Genomic DNA, 18365 nt, shown 5'->3' with positions numbered 1-18365 from the left:
AGGCCGCGTGAGACGCGTCCAGTGACCCACCCCACGGGTCGGCTCGGCTCGCGGCGGTACCGGCGGGGAACCACGACCGGGTCGTTCGGGCTAGGAGTTGGCGGCCTTCTCGTTCTTCAGGCCGCGCAGGAGGACCGCGCTGGTGTGGCTGACGCCGGTGATCTCGGCTGTCTGGCCCCGGGCCGCGTAGCGGTGCAGGATGTCGTCGATCGCCGCGGCCGCCGCGGAGTCCAGCACGTCGGCATCGGAAAGGTCGATCACGACCCGCTGCGGGTCGTGGGCGTAGTCGAACGCCGTCACCAGTTCGCCCGTCGACGCGAAGAACAACGGCCCCTGTACCGCGTAGATCCGCACGCCACCCTCCGGGTCGAGCACGCTGGTCACGTTCGCCAGGTGCGCGGCCTTGCGGGTGAACATCAGCGCGGCGAGGATCACGCCGACGACCACGCCGTACGCGAGGTTGTGGGTCGGCACGACGACGGCGACCGTCGCGATCATCACGAGCGTCTCGCCGACCGGCATCCGGCGCAGCGTCTTCGGGCGCACGCTGTTCCAGTCGAACGTCATCGCCGCCACGACGACCATCACGGCCGCCAGCGCGGCCATCGGGATCACCCCGACGATCGCGTGCAGCGGCAGCACCAGCAGCAGGAGGAAGCCGCCCGCGGCGAAGGTGGACAGCCGGCCGCGCCCGCCGGACGACACGTTGAGGATCGTCTGGCCGATCATCGCGCAGCCACCCATCCCGCCGAACACCCCGGCGACGAAGTTGGCGATGCCCAGCCCCCATGCCTCCCGGTTCGGGTCATGGCGGGTGTCGGTCATCCGGTCGACGATCTGCGCGGTGAGCAGGGTCTCCAGCAGGCCGACCGCGGTCAGCGCCAGCACGTACGGCAGCAGGATCCGGACGGTCTCCCAGGTCATCGGGACGTCCGGCAGGCCGGGCAGGGGCAGGCCGGTGAGCAGCGCGCCCTCGTCGCCGACCGTCGGCGCGTCCAGGTCGAACGTCGTCGTCACGAGGGTCAGCAGGGCGATGGCCGCGAGCGGCGCGGGCACGGCCTTCGTCACCCGGGGAAGGATCAGCAGGATCGCCAGTCCCGCCGCTACCAGCGGGTACACCCGCCAGCCGTTGCCGAAGACGTGTGGCATCTGAGCCAGGAAGATCAGGATCGCGAGCGCGTTGACGAAACCGATCATGACGGTCCGCGGCACGAAACGGATCAGGCGGGCGACGCCGGCGAGACCGAGCAGGAACATCAGGATGCCGACGGCGATCGTCGCGGCCATCAGGTACTGGAAGCCATGCGCGCGTACCAGCGGAGCGGCGACGAGAGCCATCGAGCCGGCCGCCGCGGAGACCATCGCCGGCCGGCCGCCGGTGAAGGCGATCACCGCGGAGATGACGAACGAGGTGGACAGCCCGACGGCCGGATCCACACCGGCGACGACGGAGAACGAGATGGTCTCCGGGATCAGGGCCAGCGCCGTGACCAGCCCGGCGACCAGCTCGATGCTTGCCTGCCGTGGCCCCGGCAGGACTCCGCGTAGCCCTGGCAGGGCGCGGCGTAGCCCTGGCACCGTGATTGCCAGACGGGTGGCGCCGCCGCGCGTCCGAGGGGACGGCACTGGGACAGGGCCGGGCAGTGCGGACATGACGAACCTCACACGAGCAGGGACACCGGTAGCCCGGGTGCCCCCGGCGACTGTCCGGTGCCTGGCGAGCCAGCGCGATGGTGCCGGCGGGCAAAGGCGGTCCCGGCGGGCGTATCCGGCCGACCTCCCCGGAGCACCTGGCGGCTCGGGCTGCCCGCCGAAACGGAGGAAGCCTACCGAATCCGCATAATATGATCTTCCGGCGGCATGGTGGGACTCGAGATGCGGTGGACTTTCCGCGATGGTCGCGGCGAGGGCGGCCCTCGGCGGGCGCGCGTCAGGCCGGCGGAGCTCCTAGTCGTTGTAGATCGAACTGCATCTGCGAGATGTCCTTGGACTGCACGGTGACCATCGCCTTGGCCAGCGTGCGCACCTTGTTGTCACCCGCGTGCTGGGAGGCGTACTGCGCCATCATGATCCCGCCGCGGTGATGGTGGATCATCAGCGTGAGGAACCGGACGTCGCTGTCCCGCCCCCGGGAGGAGGCCAGCTGGGTCAGCTCCGTGTCGCTGGCCATGCCCGGCATCCGGACGCCGTCCGTGCCGACCGGTGTGCCCAGCGAGCCGGATCCGTCATGCATGCCCGCCATGTCATGCCCGTCCGTGCCGGCGCCGGTGCCGCCCATCCAGCGCATCGGCTCGCCGATGGTCGACTGACCGAGTCCCCAGTCGGCGAGCCAGGCTCCCATCACCCCGGCCTCGCGCTGCTGGCTGAGCGCGATGTCCTGGCTGATCGCGATGGTGTCCTTGTCCGCGCCGTGGCTGAACTCGAGCATGCTCATCTGCACGGCCTGCGCGTGGTGGTCGGACATGTCGCGCAGGAAGCCCGCGTCGACCGAGCCGTCGCCCGGGGCACCGCCGGCCAGCCCGCGCAGGCCGAAGCCCGCCGCGACCAGCGCGGCCGCGGCCAGAACGACCAGAGGGGCCCACAGCAGCCGTGGCCGCGGTCGCCGCGCCGGGGCGGCCTCAGGCTCGAGCTCGGCCTGATCGGGCGCTGGCGGCTCCGGTACGGCTGACGCCGAGGCGGCGTCGCCGGGCTTCACCGCCCCGGAGGCGGCGGACGTCCGCGTGGCGGCTCGCGCTTCCTCGGTCACGGTCGGCGGGGTAGCGGTGGGCTCCGGCAAAGCGGCTCCTAGTGGTCCGGTTTGTTGACCGGGATCGCCCCAGGCTAACCCCGGCCCCGCGGCGCCGGCCTAGGAGACTGCTGAATAACTCGAGACCGCGTCGGGATCGTCCCGGTTTGCCCAGATCGACATATGAGCCTAAAACCGGATGAGTCGGGCCGCCGGCGCCACTTGTTCAGCAGTCTCCTAGACGTTCACCTGGCTGTTGAAGACGAACGTGCGCTTGCCGACCTGGACCCGGGTGCCTGAGGTCAGCGGCGCTGGCTGGTGCGGGTCCAACGCGGTCCACACGGTCGCCTCGGGCGGCGCGATGTAGGTGCCGTTGGCCGAGCCGCGGTCGGTGATCACCGCGTCCCAGCCGTTCAGGGTGATGACGGCGTGCACCCGGGAGACAGCGCTCTCGCCGTCCTCCACCGGCAGCGGCCGGGCGGTGCCCGCGCGCACCGCGTCGTCACGGTCGGGCTGGCGGCCGATCACGAGGTCGATGTCGACGGGCACCGTCTGCCCGTCGTCGAAGACCAGCACGCCGATGGGCGGCCTGGGCCGCCATACCGACTGGCTCTCGGTCGAGGACAGCGACGCGCCGCACTGCGCGCAGTAGGGCGCCTGCGGGTGGTTGAAGTGGCCGTTCGGGCAGAGCACGCCCTCGACCTGCTGCTCCTGGTCGCCGCCCGGCAGCATCGTCGGGGCGTCGTCATCGGGGTCGATGAGGTCCGAGACGGTGAACGTCTGGCCAGGCAGCTGGGTCAGCGCCTCGCTGTCGTCCTCCTCGGTGAGCTCGCCGTGCGCCCGGCCGTCCGTCTGCCCGTTCGCGCTCGGCACCGGCCGGGCGAGCTCGGTGGGCGGGTCCTCGTCGAAGTAGTCCAGCTCGTTGAGCTCGTCGAAGTCGGCCGCCTGGGTCGGCTCGGCGCCGGACTGCGCCCGGTGCGCCTGCTCCTCCTTGGTCAGCAGCGGGGCAAGGACCGGCGGGGCGATGGACTGCTGCTCCGGGATGCGCTCGGCCGGCGCGGGGATGCGCTCGGCGGCGGTCGCCGGCTCGCGCGGCGGGCCGTAGCCGGCCAGCAGGTCGTCGGTCGCGGACCTCGGGATCGGCGGTGGCGCGTCCCGGGACGGCAGCAGGCTGGCGCCGATGCCGGGAACCGCGCCGATGCGCAGGTCGAGCGGGAAGCCGAGGCCGGTCCCCGTCATTTCCGCCTCGTCGTCCGGGGCTCCATGAAGGCCGAGAGAGCCGGACGGGGCGATGTGCAGATGGGTGATGCCGTCGGGGAGCAGCCGGTCTACCCAGGTCGCCGAATCGATGCCGGAGAGGGTGAGCGGGGTCGGACCGGCGGCGACGACGTCCATTCCGCCGTGGACCAGCGCGGCGATACGGTCCCCGACCGCCGTGAGCAGCGAGAAGTCGGGTACCTCCTCCGGATCCGCGGCGGCGAGCAGCCCAGCCACGCGGCGCACCAGCCGGCGGCCGGTGCTGGCCGAGTCACCCGGCTCGGCCACGACCTCGGCGCACAGGTCCAGCAGCCGTCGCGCGGTGTCGGCCGTCTGCGGCCGGCCGGCCCTGGCGACGATGAGGACGCCGGGCAGCCGGACCACCACACCGGTCTCGTGGCCACGGCCCGCCTCCACGACCACCCGGAAACGGTCCAGTCCCGCCATTGCCTCGCCCTCCGCGCCCGTCGGCTCGGTTGTGTAGCCCCGGTCCGTGTGGCCCGGGCCAGGGGCGGCCGCGGGCCATGCTGTGGTCCGATCGGCTGTGGTCCGATCGGCGCTCGCCCGCTCGGCTCCCGCGCCGACGACCCACCCCGGGCCACGGCGCGCGGCGCTGGCCGCGTGCGATCTTCGGGGTTAGGTTATCGGGCCGACGAGCGGATTTCCGTATCTTCCACTGTCGACGGCCCGGTCGGGAGCTGTCGGCTACCCGGCAGCCGCGCCTCGTGGCCGTCCCAGCGCACCACGTGCCCGCGCCACCTCACGGAGACCCGCCCCACGAGCGAAGCGTGGTGCCCGCGGTGCGGGCCTCAAACCGGGTCCCGTAGCGGTCCAGCGGCGGGCAACCACGCTGGGCGCGGAGGCGCGCCTCGCGGAGGCCTGCCTACGAGCGAAGCGATGTAGGCGGGCCGCAGCGAGGTCGCCGGAGCGCCCGTGAGCGCAGGAGGACACGGCGCGGAGGTCCCTTGGGAGCGAAGCGAGTAAGGGGCCGGAGCGCCGTGCCCGGACGGAGCGAACCAGAGAACAGAGATCAAGCGCCGCCGTAGGGGCCGGGCCGGACGCCGGGCGGGTAGGCGCCGGTGCCGTTCAGACCGCCGTTCAGCCCGCCGGTCATGCCCGCGGGCATCGAGCCGGTCATCGGGCCGCCCATCTGGCGAGGCTGCTCGGTCATGGCCTGGCTCACCTTGGACGCGATCGCCTCCGTCAGCCGGATCGCCTGGGTCAGCGAGAGGTTCAGCACGATCTCGCTGTCGTCGGTCATCGCGAAGCGCACCGACACATCCGCCATGGTGGTTCCTCTCGATCGCCGTCCCCGCACCGGAGCGGCCGGACTGGCCCTCCGAATGCCCGATGCCCCGGAGGCGCGGCAGGACTCGCCGCGCGTTCCCTGGCCATGCCGCCGGCGCCCGCAGACACGCGGAACCTGACCGCGGCTGCCGCGCCCGCCGCGGGACGTGGTTACTCCACGATCCCTGACCGGGCCGCTCCGCTTCCAGTCACCCCCCTGCACCTCGCGATCATGTGATGTGACGTGATCTACCGTTGTCCACTCATCGTCATCAGGCGACTCCGTTGTCTCCTTCCGACCCTGGTCACCGCCCAGAAATGGTGACACTTAGTGCCAGGTCAGGCGCTGTGCGTTCTCCGTCTCGGAGGGGGTAGACGAATCTGCGTGACCGAGCACACCTCGAGGCCGGAGCGACGCCCGGCCGCCAGACGTAGCCAGCAGGCCGGCCGAGTGGCACCGACCGCGACCAGGACCGCGCTCCCGCCGGTTCGGGTGGCGCCGCCCACGCGCGCGGCGGCCGGCGCCGCCTCTCCCGCCCCGAGCCCGCCGGCGGGCCGTACGCCCGCGGCGGCGCGCCGTACGCGCCTGGCCACGCGGCACGCTCAGCCCGACCCCTGGCGCCTGACCGGCCAGTCACCGCCGGCGGTCATCTCGCCGGCGCGCGGCCGGCCCATGGTCTCCGTCGTGATGCCATGCCTGAACGAGCAGGAGTCCGTGGGCCGCTGCGTGCGCGCGGCCCTGGCGGGCATCGCCGCGACCGGCCTGCCGGGGGAGGTCATCGTGGCCGACAACGGTTCGGAGGACGACTCACGCCGGGTCGCCGCCGAAGCCGGAGCATGGGTGGTGCGTGAGCCCCGCCGCGGATACGGGAACGCCTACCTCGCCGGGTTCGCCGCGACGCGCGGCAGATACCTCGTCATGGGCGACTCGGACTGTTCGTATGACTTCGGCCAACTTCCCGGCCTGCTGGCGCCGCTGCGCACCGGTGACGCCGACTACGTCCTGGGCTCCCGGTTCGCCGGTGAGATCCTGCCGGGAGCGATGCCGTGGACGCACCAGTACATCGGCAACCCGGTGCTCACCCGGATGCTCAACCGGCTGTTCGGGCTGCGGACCTCCGACGCGCATTCGGGAATGCGGGCCTTCACCCGGGCCGCCTACGAGCGGATGGCGCCGCGTCACGGCGGGATGGAGCTGGCGTCGGAGCTGATTGTGGCGGCGGCGACGAGYCAGCTGCGGGTCGAGGAGGTACCCATCACCTACCACCCGCGGTCCGGTGTCTCGAAACTGCATTCACTGCGGGACGCTGGCCGGCACGTCCGCTTCATGCTGGCCTATGCCGCCCGCCACCGCCGCACCGCGGCTGTTTCTTCTTCCTCGCCTGACCAGCCGGTCTTCGGGCCCTGACGGACCCGTGGGGCGGCCCGCCGCGTCCGTAGACTGAGGCGCATGGCACCCGAGGGCCAGAAGGTCTCGCTCACCGGCATCAAACCGACCGGTGACGCGCATCTGGGCAACTACATCGGGGCGATCCGGCCGGCGCTGGAGATGGCGTCGAGGTTCGAGTCGCTCTACTTCATCGCCGACTATCACGCGTTGACGTCGGTGCGTGACCGCGCCCAGATGACGAGCTGGACCCGCTCGGTGGCGGCCACCTGGATCACGCTGGGTCTCGACCCGAAGCAGACGATCTTCTACCGACAGTCCGACGTGCCCGAGGTCTTCGAGCTGCAGTGGGTGCTGTCGTGCGTCACCGGCAAGGGCCTGATGAACCGGGCGCACGCCTACAAGGCCGCCCGCGACCGCAACGCCGAGGCGGGCCTGGCCGACCTCGACGCGGGCATCAACATGGGGTTGTTCAGCTATCCCGTCCTGATGGCGGTGGATATCCTGATCATGAGTGCGGACGTGGTGCCGGTCGGCAAGGACCAGGTCCAGCACGTGGAGTACGCGGCCGACATCGCCGGCTCGTTCAACCACCTGTTCGGCGACGTCTTCTCGCTGAAGATCCCCGAGGCGGTCACGCCGCCCGGCGAGTCGGGGCGGGTGCTGCCCGGCCTCGACGGGCGCAAGATGAGCAAGTCGTACCAGAACACGATCCCGCTGTTCGCCCCGGAGGCCCGGCTGCGCAAGCTCGTGCGGTCGATCAAGAGCGACAGCACCCCGGTGGAGGCGCCGAAGGACCCGGACAGCTCGGCGGCGTTCCACCTGTACGAGAACTTCGCCGCGCCCGAGGATGTCGCCGAGATGCGCCGGCGGCTGGAGGCGGGCGGCACCGGCTGGGGTGAGCTGAAGAACGCCCTGTTCGAGGAGCTCAACACCCAGCTGGCCCCGTTGCGGAAGCGCTACGACGACCTGATGGCGCCGGACAGCGAGATCGACGCGATCCTGGCCGAGGGCGCCCAGCGGGCCCGCGAGCGCGCGCGCCCGGTCCTCGCCGGCGTCCGCCGCGCCGTCGGCGTCGACGGGCTCTGACCAGCAGGCGACCCGCCGCGGGCAGCGCGCCGCGGGCAGCGGCGGGTGGAAGGGCGCGCCGCGGCGGTCAGCAGCCGCGCTGGAGGACGAGGGCCTTGACCATCGCGGCCCATTCGTAGGTGATCATGTAGGCCCAGGTGGCCCGGTTCGGCGGGTCGACAGGGATGATCCTGACGTGGCCGTCATAGCAGCGGCCCAGCCGCAGCCGCGCCCGGCTGTCCTGCGTCGTCGACGTGATCACGATGATGGACCGCCAGCCGCGGGCCGCCGCCGCCGCGCCCACCCAGCGCGACTCACCCTGGGTGGTCAGCGGCTGGGGGTGGAAGCAGATGACCTCGACCGCCGGGATCGTGTCCGGCGGGCAGATGCTGTCCGGGTTCGGCTGGGAGACCGCGAGCACCGGGGCATACCCATAGCGGGCGAGCGACACGGCGAGCTCCAGGCGCCCGGGGCCGCCGGCGAACATCACGATCGCGTCGACGGGGGCCGGCACGTCCCGTTTCGGGAACACGAACAGCTTCGCCGTGGTCAGGATGAACGCGACCGCGAGCAGCCCGGCGGCGCTGCGCAGCAGCCGACGCCGGCGCAGCCCGCCGGGGCCGGCCTGCCCCAGAGGTCCGCGTTCCGCGGGGGCGCGACCCGTGGCGGGCGGAGCCGGCGACGCGGCGGACTCTGTCGCCATCGAAACCTCCCGCCGCGCGGCCCTCGGCCGATCTTCGCTCCCGGCGGCGCCGTACGCGGGGCGCCTCGCCGGCTCAGCCTGTCACCCGCCCGGTATTCCAGCCACAAGGCCTCCGCGCGGCCTCAGCGGTATGGGCGCGGGGTGAGGCCGGGGTTCGCCGTGCGGGCCTGCCAGCGGGGATGCGCGAACCGCGCCCGTGCGCCATCCCGGGGCCACACCGTCCAGGACGTGCCCGACTGCCACTGCACGATCGGGATCTGGTGGCCCACCTGCAGGCCGGTCGTCTCGTCGAGACGGAACCGGCCGAGCAGCGTCGTGGTGTCCAGGCCGCGGGCCGCGGCGAGCACCGCGGTGTCGTCGGCGCTGCCGGAGCGGCGGATGCACGCGCCGAGAATCAGCCCGGCCACGAACGTCCAGGCGGCGGTCGCCGTGGGCGGTGTGCCGTGCAGGGCGCTGAAGTCGGCGGTGAACGCCCAGGCGTTCGGGCCTGTGGTCGTCTCGGCCATGCTGTCCGGCAGCCAGCTGCCGGGCGCGAGGAGGCCGTCGCTGGAGTCGCCGAAGGTGGCGGCGCCCTGGACGCTGACCGCGGTGGAGAAGGCGGCTGCCTTCCACGGGCGGCGCAGCAGGGCGTTGGCCGCCGTCAGCTCGTCGTCCGGGTCGCCATGCACGATCAGCACATCGGCGGTGGGCAGCCGGCTGGCCGCGATCGCGGCCTGGCCCGGGCCGAACGTGCTGGTGGTGACCTCGAACCCGAGCGAGCGGGCGGCAGCCTTCGTACTGGCCGTCGCCTCGATCGCGAAGTCGCCGACCGCCAGCAGCAGGACGGCCTTGCGAGCGGTCCGGTCCACGGACCGGACCAGGGTCAGCACCTGTCGCGGCCAGGTCGACGACGGGGCGGCGATGTTGATGACCTTGGGGTAGGTCTGGCGCATGAAGCGAGTGGTCGGGGCACCGGCGTTGAAGACCACCCGGTCGGTCGCCGAGGCCGCGGCGAGCGCCGCGCGCCGGCCGTACGGGCCGATGATCGCCGCGGGCCTGGCGGCCACCGCGGACCGCATCGCCGCCGCCGGGTCGGGGTAGGCGTCATAGGCCGTCACGCTGATCTCGGTCCACGGCGGGGGCAGATACTCATCCCGAGCCCACAGGGTCAGCCCGCGCACGCTCGCCAGACCCTGCGTCGCGTCGGGACCGGCGAGTGGAGTGACAAGGGCGACGTTCAGAGCGGTCATCGGCATCCGTGTAGCAAGCGACCCATGGAGTGGCATCCCCGATGCTGGCAGGGCGGCCAGACCCCCAGATCTGGCCACACGAGGACCGCCATCCGCGAGCCATAGGATCTGGAACTACGCGAACAGCGTCCTGCCGCAGCGTATCCGGGTGCCAACAAGCCCGTGAAGGTAGGTGTGAGGTCTTTGGTAGGGGTGGACCGGTGACGGCCGAAAACGCGCGCGCTAAGGACACGGGACGCAAGGGCGGGCCGCCGCCCGCGCCGGACCCGCTTGACGTCGAGATCATCGACAGTCATTGCCACCTCGACCTGATGGATGGCTCCCCGGCGGAGGCGGTGGCGGCGGCGCGAGCCGTCGGTATCCGCCGGATGGTCACCGTCGGGGTGGACCTGCCGACCAGTCGCTGGCAGGCCGACGTCGCGGGCCAGTTCCCGGACGTCTACGCGGCCGTCGCGATCCATCCCAACGAGGCCGCGCGCGGCGTCGACGAACGGACGTTCGCCGAGCTCACGGCGCTCGCCCGGCTGCCCAAGGTGCGGGCCGTGGGCGAGACCGGCCTGGACTACTACCGGACCGCACCCGAGCAGCACGCCGCCCAGCAGGCGAGCTTCCGCCGCCACATCGCGATCGCGAAGGAGACCGGGCGGCCGCTGATGATCCACGACCGCGAGGCGCACGCCGACACGCTGCGGATCCTGGCGCAGGAGGGCGCACCGGAGACGGTCGTCTTCCACGCGTTCTCGGGCGACGCCGAGATGGCGAAGACGTGCGCCGACGCCGGCTACGTGATGTCCTTCGCCGGAAACGTGACCTTCAAGAACGCCGACGGGCTGCGTGCCGCCGCGGCCGTCGCGCCCGCGGACCTGCTGCTCGTCGAGACCGACTCGCCGTTCCTGACCCCGATGCCCTACCGCGGCCGGCCCAACGGGCCATACCTGGTGCCGCTGACCCTGCGCGCGATCGCCGAGGTCCGCGGCACGCCGGTCGACGAGCTCGCCGCCACCGTCGCCACGACCGCCGAGCGAGTGTTCGGGCCTTGGTAGGCGATGCGATCGGCGAACGGGTGGGCGGGCTGCTGTCTGGTGCTGACATCCGGGCGATCGCGGCGGCACTCGACCTGCGGCCGACCAAGAAGCGCGGGCAGAACTTCCTGGTAGACCCGAACACGGTCCGCCGGCTGGTACGGCTGGCCGGCGTCGGGCCGGACGACGTGGTGCTCGAGGTGGGGCCAGGGCTCGGGTCGCTGACCCTCGGCCTGCTCACCGCCGCGCGCCGGGTGGTCGCCGTCGAGGTCGACCCGCCGCTCGCGGCGGCGCTGCCGGCGACCGCCGCCGCCCGGCTGGGCACCGCCACGGCCGGGCGGCTCACTGTTCTCACCCAGGACGCGCTGCGGCTCGGCCCCGCCGACCTGTCGTCCCCATCCGGAGGGGCGACCGCGTTGGAGGGGGCGGAACCGGCCGCCGAGGACGCACCGGGCGTGCTCGCGGCGAACCTGCCGTACAACATCGCCGTGCCGTTGCTGCTCGGGCTGCTGGCTCGGGTCCCCTCGATCCAGCGCGGCCTGGTGATGGTCCAGGCGGAGGTGGCTGACCGGCTGACCTCCCCGCCGGGCAGCCGGGTGTACGGCGTGCCGAGCGTGAAGCTCGCCTGGTACGCGGAGGCACGTTCCGCCGGCCCGGTGCCGCGGTCGGTGTTCTGGCCGGTGCCGAACGTCGACTCCGGGCTGGTGGCGTTCGCCCGCCGGCCGGCGCCGGCGCCCGACGCGCTGCGCCCCGACGTGTTCGCCGCGGTCGACGCGGCGTTCGCCCAGCGCCGCAAGACGCTGCGCACGGCGCTGGCCGGCTGGGCCGGCTCACCCGCCGCCGTCGACCGGATCGCCGCCGCGGCCGGCGTCGACTCCGGCGCCCGCGGCGAGACCCTCGACGTGGCCGCCTACTGCCGCCTGGCCGCCGCCCGCGCCGCGCGGCCCTGACCGTCGCCCTGACCGTGCCCGAGCTTGTCCGTGCCCGAGCTTGTCAGGAGCGGGCTTGTCAGGACCGGGCTTGTCGGGACCCGGGCTTGTCGAAACCCGGGCTTGTCAGGCTGAGCCGCCGGTGGAGTTCCTCGGGCGGGCGGCGAGAAGGGCCGCGTAGACGTCGGCACGGGAGACGTTGTAGGCGGCCATGACGGCCCGGCGGGCATCGGCACGGGAGAGGCCGGCGGCCTCATGGCCGGCCACCGCGTCGGCGAGCTCGGCCGGTGTCAGGGGAGCGGGCGGCCCCAGCGGCTCGTCGTCGTCCACGGCATCCTCGTCATCCACGGCGGCCCCGCCGACCACGGAGCGGCCGCGGGTCCCATCCGCGCCCTGGCCGTTCGCGGCCGTCGCGACGGCCCCGCCGGCCGCGTCCGCGGGCGTCGACGGGGTGGCGGCGCCGGTGAGGACCGTCGTGGTGGGGCGGCGCGGGCCGGCGGGGGCGCCGCCGATGACCAGGGTGAGCTCGCCGCGGATCTCGCGGCCGTCGGTGGCCCAGCCCACCAGCCGCCCGAGGTCGCCGCGCACGATCTCCTCCCAGGTCTTGGTCAGCTCCCGGCACAGCACCGCGGGGCGGTCGGCGCCGAAGACGGCGGCGAGGTCGGCCAGGCCCGAGGCCAGCCGGTGCGGAGCCTCCAGAAAGACCATCGTGCGCCGCTCGGCCCCGAGCTCGCGCAGCCGGGAGCGGCGCTCGCCGCCGCGGCGCGGCAGGAAGCCCTCGAACGTGAACCGGTCACTCGGCAGCCCGCTCACGGCCAGCGCCGCGGTCACCGCGGACGGCCCGGGTACGACGGTGACCGCCACGCCGGCGGCGGCCGCCGCCGCGACCACCCGGAAGCCGGGGTCGGAGACCGCGGGCATCCCGGCGTCGGTGATGAGCGCGACCGTCCGGCCCGCGAGCAGCTGCTCCGTCAGGGCGGCGGCCCTGGCGCCCTCGACCGCGTCGTAGCACGAGATGACCCGCCCGGTGATGGTCACGTCGAGCGCGTGCGCGAGCCGGCGGACTCGCCGGGTGTCCTCGGCGGCCACGACGTCCGCCGTCGTCAGCACCTCGGCCAGTCGGGGACTGGCGTCCCGCGGGTCACCGATGGGCGCCCCGCACACGATCAGCACCCCGGTCATCGTCGTCGCCCCTGTCTCGTCTCGCCTGGTCCTACCCCGTCTGGACGGGCATCCCAGCCGGCCGGCTGACCATCTGTCCGGAGGTCTCCGGATTCACACGGGAAGATCATGATCGTGCATCGTTCGGCCACTGCGCAGTCTTTCAGCCCGGACGACCTACGCTGATGGCGTGACCGTGACGACGACGGCCGATCCGACCCTGGCCGATTCCGGCCCGGCCGTGCCCTCGGCCGCGGGGCGCGCGCGCGAGGCCGACCATGCCGGTGTGCGGCGCGGGCGGGGACCGCTGCACGACCGGCTCTGCCCACCGATGCCATCCGACCGGGTGGCCGGCTGGCTGGCCGCGTTCGCCGTCACGCTGGTCGCCGGCATCCTGCGGTTCTGGCGGCTGACGGAGCCGAAGGGCATCTACTTCGACGAGGTCTACTACACCAAGGACGCCTGGGGCCTGATGACCCACGGCTACGAGGTGGACAGCAAGAACTGCGTCGGCCCTGGCTACGTCGTGCACCCGCCGCTGGGCAAGTGGTTCATGGCGGCGTCGGAGAAGCTCTTCGGCTACACGGACTGCTCGGGCGCGGTACACGGCAGTMCCGAGCTGGGGTGGCGGTTCGCGTCGGCGCTGTTCGGGACGATCGCGGTGCTCGTGCTGACCCGCACGGCGCGGCGGATGTTCCGGTCGACGATCCTGGGCTGCTTCGCCGGGCTCCTGCTGGCGTTCGACGGGCTGGAGTTCGTCCAGAGCCGGATCGGCATCCTCGACATCTTCCTGATGACGCTGCTGCTCGCGGCCCTGGCCTGCCTGGTTCTCGACCGCGACCACGGGCGCTCGAAGCTCGCGGACCGGATGGCCGCGCTCGCGGCCGCGCCGGTGGACGAGGACGCGTCCTCGCCCTCCGCCGCCGGCGACGGCATGGCCACGGCCGTCGAGGAGACTCCTGACGACCGCGACCGCGACCGCGCCAGGGCCGCACGCGAGCGCGACGTCCGCTACGGGCCGAAGCTGGGCCTGCGGCCCTGGCGGCTCGCAGCCGGGTTCTTCCTGGGCGCGTCGATGGGCGTGAAATGGAGCGGCCTGTACACGCTGCTCGGTTTCGCGGTGCTGGCGATCGCCTGGGACGCGGGTGCCCGGCGGACCGCGGGGGCGCGGCAGCCGATCCTGGGCGCGTTGCGCCGGGACGTGCCGGCCTGGTTCGGCTGCTATGTGCCCCTGCCGGTCGCGACCTTCCTGGCGACGTGGACGGGCTGGTTCGTCACCGACGGGGGCTATGACCGACACGCCTACGGCAACGGGTTCGTGGCGATGTGGCGGGGCTGGTGGGCTTACCAGGACGCCATCTTCAACTTCCACGAGCATCTGACCACCAAGACCTCGCCGCACCCGGCGCAGTCCGCGCCGTTCAGCTGGCTGGTGCTCGGACGGCCCGTGCCGTACTACTACGACGGCCCGGCCTACGGCCAGAAGGGATGCACCGCGACCGGCGGCTGCTCCCGCGAGGTGCTGGCGATCGGCAACCCGGCTGTCTGGTGGGTCGGCACGGCCTGCCTGGTGGTGATGCTGGCGCTGTGGGTGGTCCGGCGGGACTGGCGGGCCGCGCTGGTGCTGGTCGGCTTCGCCTCGTCGTTCCTGCCCTGGGAGCTCGTCCCGAGCCGGACGATGTTCTTCTTCTACGCGCTGCCGCTGCTGCCGTTCCTGATCCTCGGCATCACCGCGACCGCCGGCCTGGCCCTGGGACCACGAGAGGCATCCGACACCAGACGACTAGTGGGCGCACTGTCAGTAGGCGTCTACCTGATAGCCGTCGTCCTGCTGTTCGCCTACTTCTACCCGATCCTCGCCGCCCAGCAGATCCCCCTCTCCGGCTGGCGCGCCCGCATGTGGTTCCCGGGTTGGATTTGATCTTGCTGGTTCGCTCCGTGCGGGCACAGTGCTGCGGGTCCGTAGTTACAAGCCCCGAGCCAGCGTGAAGGTTGTTGTTGGTTCGCTCCGTGCGGGCACGGCGCTTCGGCGCCGTCCTCGCCTGGCGGCTCGGACGACACCTCCGCGCCGTGTCCTCCTGCGCTCACGGGCGCTGCGGCGACCTCGCTGCGGCCCGGCCCACGTCGCTTCGCTCGTGGGTCGGGCCTCCGCGAGGTGCACCTCCGCGCCCAGCTCGGTTGCGTGCCGCTGAACGTCGCCATCCAGGACCGGGGCCCGGTTCGGACAGCTCCTTGCAGGAGCCACCGGTCAGGCGTGAACGCTGCCGAACGAGCGCAGCGAAGTGGTCCCCGCGTCAGGGCTGGCCTGCTCTTGCGCGGTCGAGCGAGAGGTGACCGTGCTGGCGCGGAGGCGCGCCTCCGCGGAGGCCCGGCCACGAGCGAAGCGATGTGGTTGGGCCGCAGCGGAGGTCGCCGGAGCGCCCGTGAGCGGAGGAGGACACCGCGCGGAGGTCCCTCGGGAGCGAAGCGAGTGAGGGGCTGGAGCGCGGTGCCCGGACGGAGCGAACCAGAGATTAGGCGTCTCCGCCGAAGAGGCTTGTGACGGAGCCGTCCTCGAAGACCTCCTTGATCGCGGCGCCGAGCAGCGGCGCGATCGACAGCTCGGTGATCTTGTCGATGCGCGCGTCGGCGGGCAGCGGCAGGGTGTTGGTCAGCACGACCTCGCTGATGTCGGAGTTCTTCAGCCGGTCGATCGCCGGGCCTGACAGGACTCCGTGGGTCGCGGCGGCGATGACCGCGCTGGCGCCGTTGGCCTTCAGCGCCTCGGCCGCCTTGGTGATCGTGCCGGCTGTGTCGATCATGTCGTCGACGATGACGCAGGTGCGCCCGGCCACCTGGCCGACGACCTCGAACATCTTGACCTGGTTCGGGACGTCCTTGTCGCGGCGCTTGTGGATGATCGCGAGCGGGCAGTTGAGCCGGTCCGTCCAGCGCTCGGCGACGCGGACCCGGCCGGAGTCGGGCGCGACCACGGTCACCTCGGAGGCGTCGACCTTGCTCTCGATGTAGTCGGCCAACAGCGGCAGGGCGAACAGGTGGTCGACCGGGCCGTCGAAGAATCCCTGGATCTGCGCGGTGTGCAGGTCGACCGACATCAGCCGGTGCGCGCCCGCGGTCTTGAACAGGTCGGCGACCAGCCGGGCGGAGATCGGCTCGCGGCCGCGGTGCTTCTTGTCCTGCCGGGCGTACGGGTAGAACGGGGCGACGACGGTGATCCGCTTGGCGCTGGCACGCTTCAGCGCGTCCACCATGATCAGCTGTTCCATCAGCCAGGTGTTGACCGGCGCGGAGTGYGCCTGCAGGACGAAGGCGTCGCAGCCGCGGACGGATTCCTCGAACCGCACGAAGATCTCTCCGTTGGAGAAGTCGTACGCGCTGGTCGGCACCGTCCGCACGCCCAGCTGCTGGGCCACCTCGGCCGCGAGGTCGGGGTGGGACCTGCCCGCGAAGAGCATCAGGCTGCGCCGGTTCTCGGTCTGGTAGCCCACCGTGTCTCCTTGACGTCTCCTGGCGCCCATGCCGGCCCCAACCAGCCCCCTAGGTTCCGTGGCCCCGGTCGCGAATGCCAGCGATGCGGGGCGGTGAGGGAGTGATGTGGCCTAGTTCACGGCTAGACGCTCAGATGTCGGCTGTGCGTCATCTGTCGGGGAGGTCTCACTCGCCCGATGGGCGGCGGCGGCCGCGGCCGTTCCCGGCCGGGACCGCTCGACCCACCCTTCAATGGTGCKCTGCCGGCCCTCGGTAATGGCCAAAGCACCCGGCGGGACATCGGACCGGACCACGGCACCGGCACCGGTGTACGCGCCGTCGCCGATCACGACCGGCGCGATGAGCACCGTGTCGCTGCCGATCTTCACGTCCGAGCCGATCACGGTCCGGTGCTTGTGGACGCCGTCGTAGTTGGCGAACACCGTGGAGCAGCCGATGTTGGACCGTTCGCCGATGGTCGCGTCGCCGACGTAGGCGAGATGCGGCACCTTGGTCCCGGCGCCGATGTCGGCGGCCTTGGTCTCGACGTATGCGCCGATCCGGCCGTTCGGGCCGAGACGGGTCCCCTGCCGCAGGTGCGCGTACGGGCCCACACCGGCGCCCGGGCCGATCCACGACTCGGTGACCGTGCTGCGCTCGACGGACGCCCCGGACTCCACGACGGTGTCGGTCAGGGTGCTGTCCGGCCCGACCACGCTGCCAGCGGCCAGGTGGGTGGCGCCGCGTAGGTGGGTGTTCGGCAGCACCGTGCTGTCCGGCTCGAACGTCACGCCCGCGTCGATCCAGGTGGTCGCCGGGTCGACGATCGTGGTGCCGCCGAGCATGGCCGCCCGCGTGAGCCGGTCACGCAGTACCGCGCCGGCCGCGGCGAGCTGCACCCGGTCGTTGACGCCGGCCGTCTCACCCGCGTCGGGGGCGATGTGCGCCGTGACGGGCTCGCCGTCGGCCACCAGCAGCCCGATCGCGTCGGTGATGTACTCCTCGCCCTGCGCGTTGTCCGTCGTCAGCCGGGCCAGTGCCGAATGCAGCATCCCGACGGTGAAGACGTAGACCCCGGCGTTGACCTCCGGGATCGCCGCGGTCGCCGCGTCGGCGTCCCGCTGCTCGACGATCGCCCGTACGGACCCGCCGGCCGGTTCGCGCACGATGCGCCCGTAGCCGGTCGGGTCGGGCACCACCGCCGTCAGCACGCTCGCCGCGGCGCCGCGTTCGGCGTGCAGCGCGAGCAGCGCCGTGAGCGTCTCGGAGGTCAGCAGCGGAGTGTCGCCAGGCAGCACGACGACCCAGTCGTCGGGACGCAGGCCATCCAGCGCGCCGAGCGCGACCCGCACCGCGTGCCCGGTGCCACCCTGCTGGTCCTGCACGACGGTGCGGACCCCGTCACGGTTCCGCAGCGACGCGGCGACTTCCTCACGTCCGTGCCCGATGACGACCACCGTGTGCCGCGCGCCCAGCGGGYCCGCGGCGGCGAGGACGTGATCGAGCAGAGACCGCCCGGCGACGCGATGCAGCACCTTCGGCGTGGCGGACCGCATTCGGGTCCCCGCGCCCGCAGCCAAGACGATGGTGGCCGCCAGACGTGTCTGGGTCACGACCGCTCCCCTTGTGATCCGCGCTGGGCCTGGACCGCGTCCAACCCGCGCTCCCCGCCGACGCCCACACCCTACCCGGCCACCTTCCTCCGTCGTCCCATCGCCATCGTCATTTCCGCGCGGCATGCGGAGAGACCCGCGGCGGAAACCACTCCACGGAAAACCGCGACGAGAAGAACGAGGGGCGGGTGACCACGGGCGCGGCCCGGCCCGTGCACCCAGTGGCAGGTTGACCGTGGTGAGTTCGCGCTGACCGTCCCGTCCGGCTCGGGACCGGGGCGAGGAATTCGACGGCGAGCAAGCTGGCGATGGTAGACTTCTGCTGCTTTCGCGGTCCGCCGTGGTGTAATAGGCAGCACAGGAGATTTTGGTTCTTCTAGTCCACGTTCGAGTCGTGGCGGCGGAGCGGACGCGATCGGGCGACTCCTGTTCGCAAGCCTGCGGCTTGCTCCCGGGCTCCCACGTGATGTTGCCCCGGGGCCGAGCCCCGGACCCCACGCGATCGGGTGACTCCTG

The 18365-nt window shown here is 72.6% G+C and carries 14 protein-coding genes; 5 read left to right on the top strand and 9 right to left on the bottom strand.

The features are described 5' to 3' along the window. Positions 1 to 90: 90 nt before the first annotated feature. The 4 genes from BL253_RS01440 to BL253_RS01425 all read right to left on the bottom strand — a co-directional run bounded on the left by BL253_RS01440 (position 91) and on the right by BL253_RS01425 (position 5270). Positions 91 to 1653 (bottom strand): SulP family inorganic anion transporter, encoded by a 1563-nt coding sequence (locus BL253_RS01440; protein ID WP_076812797.1) that lies wholly within the window; start codon positions 1651 to 1653, stop codon positions 91 to 93. 277 nt (positions 1654 to 1930) lie between these two features. Further along, the gene (locus BL253_RS01435; RefSeq protein ID WP_076812795.1) at positions 1931 to 2776 is read right to left on the bottom strand and encodes a DUF305 domain-containing protein; all 846 of its coding nucleotides are present in this window, start codon (positions 2774 to 2776) and stop codon (positions 1931 to 1933) included. Positions 2777 to 2962: 186 nt separating this feature from the next. Further along, a complete protein-coding gene (locus tag BL253_RS01430) occupies positions 2963 to 4429 on the bottom strand; it encodes an FHA domain-containing protein (protein WP_076812792.1) in 1467 nt (488 codons plus the stop codon). 583 nt (positions 4430 to 5012) lie between these two features. Next, positions 5013 to 5270 (bottom strand): hypothetical protein, encoded by a 258-nt coding sequence (locus BL253_RS01425; RefSeq protein ID WP_076812789.1) that lies wholly within the window; start codon positions 5268 to 5270, stop codon positions 5013 to 5015. A gap of 384 nt (positions 5271 to 5654) precedes the next feature. Between BL253_RS01425 and BL253_RS01420 the strand changes: the two genes are divergently transcribed. Then, positions 5655 to 6677: a glycosyltransferase family 2 protein gene (locus tag BL253_RS01420; protein WP_241834413.1), complete on the top strand. Its 1023-nt coding sequence runs from the start codon at positions 5655 to 5657 to the stop codon at positions 6675 to 6677. A 42-nt stretch (positions 6678 to 6719) separates the two neighbouring features. Further along, complete coding sequence (locus BL253_RS01415; RefSeq protein WP_076812786.1) at positions 6720 to 7745, top strand: tryptophan--tRNA ligase; 1026 nt, start codon at positions 6720 to 6722, stop codon at positions 7743 to 7745. 67 nt (positions 7746 to 7812) lie between these two features. On the opposite strand, the gene BL253_RS01410 is transcribed toward BL253_RS01415, so the two are convergent. Next, positions 7813 to 8427 (bottom strand): YdcF family protein, encoded by a 615-nt coding sequence (locus tag BL253_RS01410; RefSeq protein WP_076812784.1) that lies wholly within the window; start codon positions 8425 to 8427, stop codon positions 7813 to 7815. Between the two features lie 122 nt (positions 8428 to 8549). Further along, positions 8550 to 9656, bottom strand: coding sequence for an ABC transporter substrate-binding protein (locus tag BL253_RS01405; RefSeq protein ID WP_076812781.1), 1107 nt, complete (start codon positions 9654 to 9656; stop codon positions 8550 to 8552). A 200-nt stretch (positions 9657 to 9856) separates the two neighbouring features. Here BL253_RS01405 and BL253_RS01400 point away from each other — a divergent pair, with 200 nt between their 5' ends. Together BL253_RS01400 and rsmA are read left to right on the top strand one after the other, a co-directional pair. Continuing rightward, positions 9857 to 10699: a TatD family hydrolase gene (locus BL253_RS01400; protein WP_076812778.1), complete on the top strand. Its 843-nt coding sequence runs from the start codon at positions 9857 to 9859 to the stop codon at positions 10697 to 10699. After that, entirely contained in the window at positions 10693 to 11628 is a 936-nt protein-coding gene (rsmA, locus tag BL253_RS01395; protein WP_081437899.1) for a 16S rRNA (adenine(1518)-N(6)/adenine(1519)-N(6))-dimethyltransferase RsmA, read from the top strand. Before BL253_RS01400 ends, rsmA begins: the two co-directional genes overlap by 7 nt. 105 nt (positions 11629 to 11733) lie before the next feature. Here rsmA and rsmI read toward each other — a convergent pair whose 3' ends face one another. Then, entirely contained in the window at positions 11734 to 12789 is a 1056-nt protein-coding gene (rsmI, locus tag BL253_RS01390; protein ID WP_076812775.1) for a 16S rRNA (cytidine(1402)-2'-O)-methyltransferase, read from the bottom strand. A 169-nt stretch (positions 12790 to 12958) separates the two neighbouring features. Here rsmI and BL253_RS01385 point away from each other — a divergent pair, with 169 nt between their 5' ends. Then, the gene (locus BL253_RS01385) at positions 12959 to 14689 is read left to right on the top strand and encodes a dolichyl-phosphate-mannose--protein mannosyltransferase (RefSeq protein ID WP_076812772.1); all 1731 of its coding nucleotides are present in this window, start codon (positions 12959 to 12961) and stop codon (positions 14687 to 14689) included. Between the two features lie 592 nt (positions 14690 to 15281). On the opposite strand, the gene BL253_RS01380 is transcribed toward BL253_RS01385, so the two are convergent. Both BL253_RS01380 and glmU read right to left on the bottom strand, forming a co-directional pair. Next, positions 15282 to 16256 (bottom strand): ribose-phosphate diphosphokinase, encoded by a 975-nt coding sequence (locus tag BL253_RS01380; protein WP_076812769.1) that lies wholly within the window; start codon positions 16254 to 16256, stop codon positions 15282 to 15284. A gap of 111 nt (positions 16257 to 16367) precedes the next feature. Then, on the bottom strand, positions 16368 to 17849 hold the full coding sequence (gene glmU / locus BL253_RS01375; protein WP_076812766.1) for a bifunctional UDP-N-acetylglucosamine diphosphorylase/glucosamine-1-phosphate N-acetyltransferase GlmU: 1482 nt from the start codon (positions 17847 to 17849) through the stop codon (positions 16368 to 16370). Between the last annotated feature and the right edge of the window lie 516 nt (positions 17850 to 18365).

This window comes from Pseudofrankia asymbiotica, from assembly GCF_001983105.1.
In the GTDB taxonomy this organism is placed as follows: Bacteria; Actinomycetota; Actinomycetes; order Frankiales; family Frankiaceae; genus Pseudofrankia; species Pseudofrankia asymbiotica.
The sequence above is the reverse complement of the archived record's forward strand: the minus strand, read 5'-3'. Positions and strand labels throughout refer to the sequence as shown.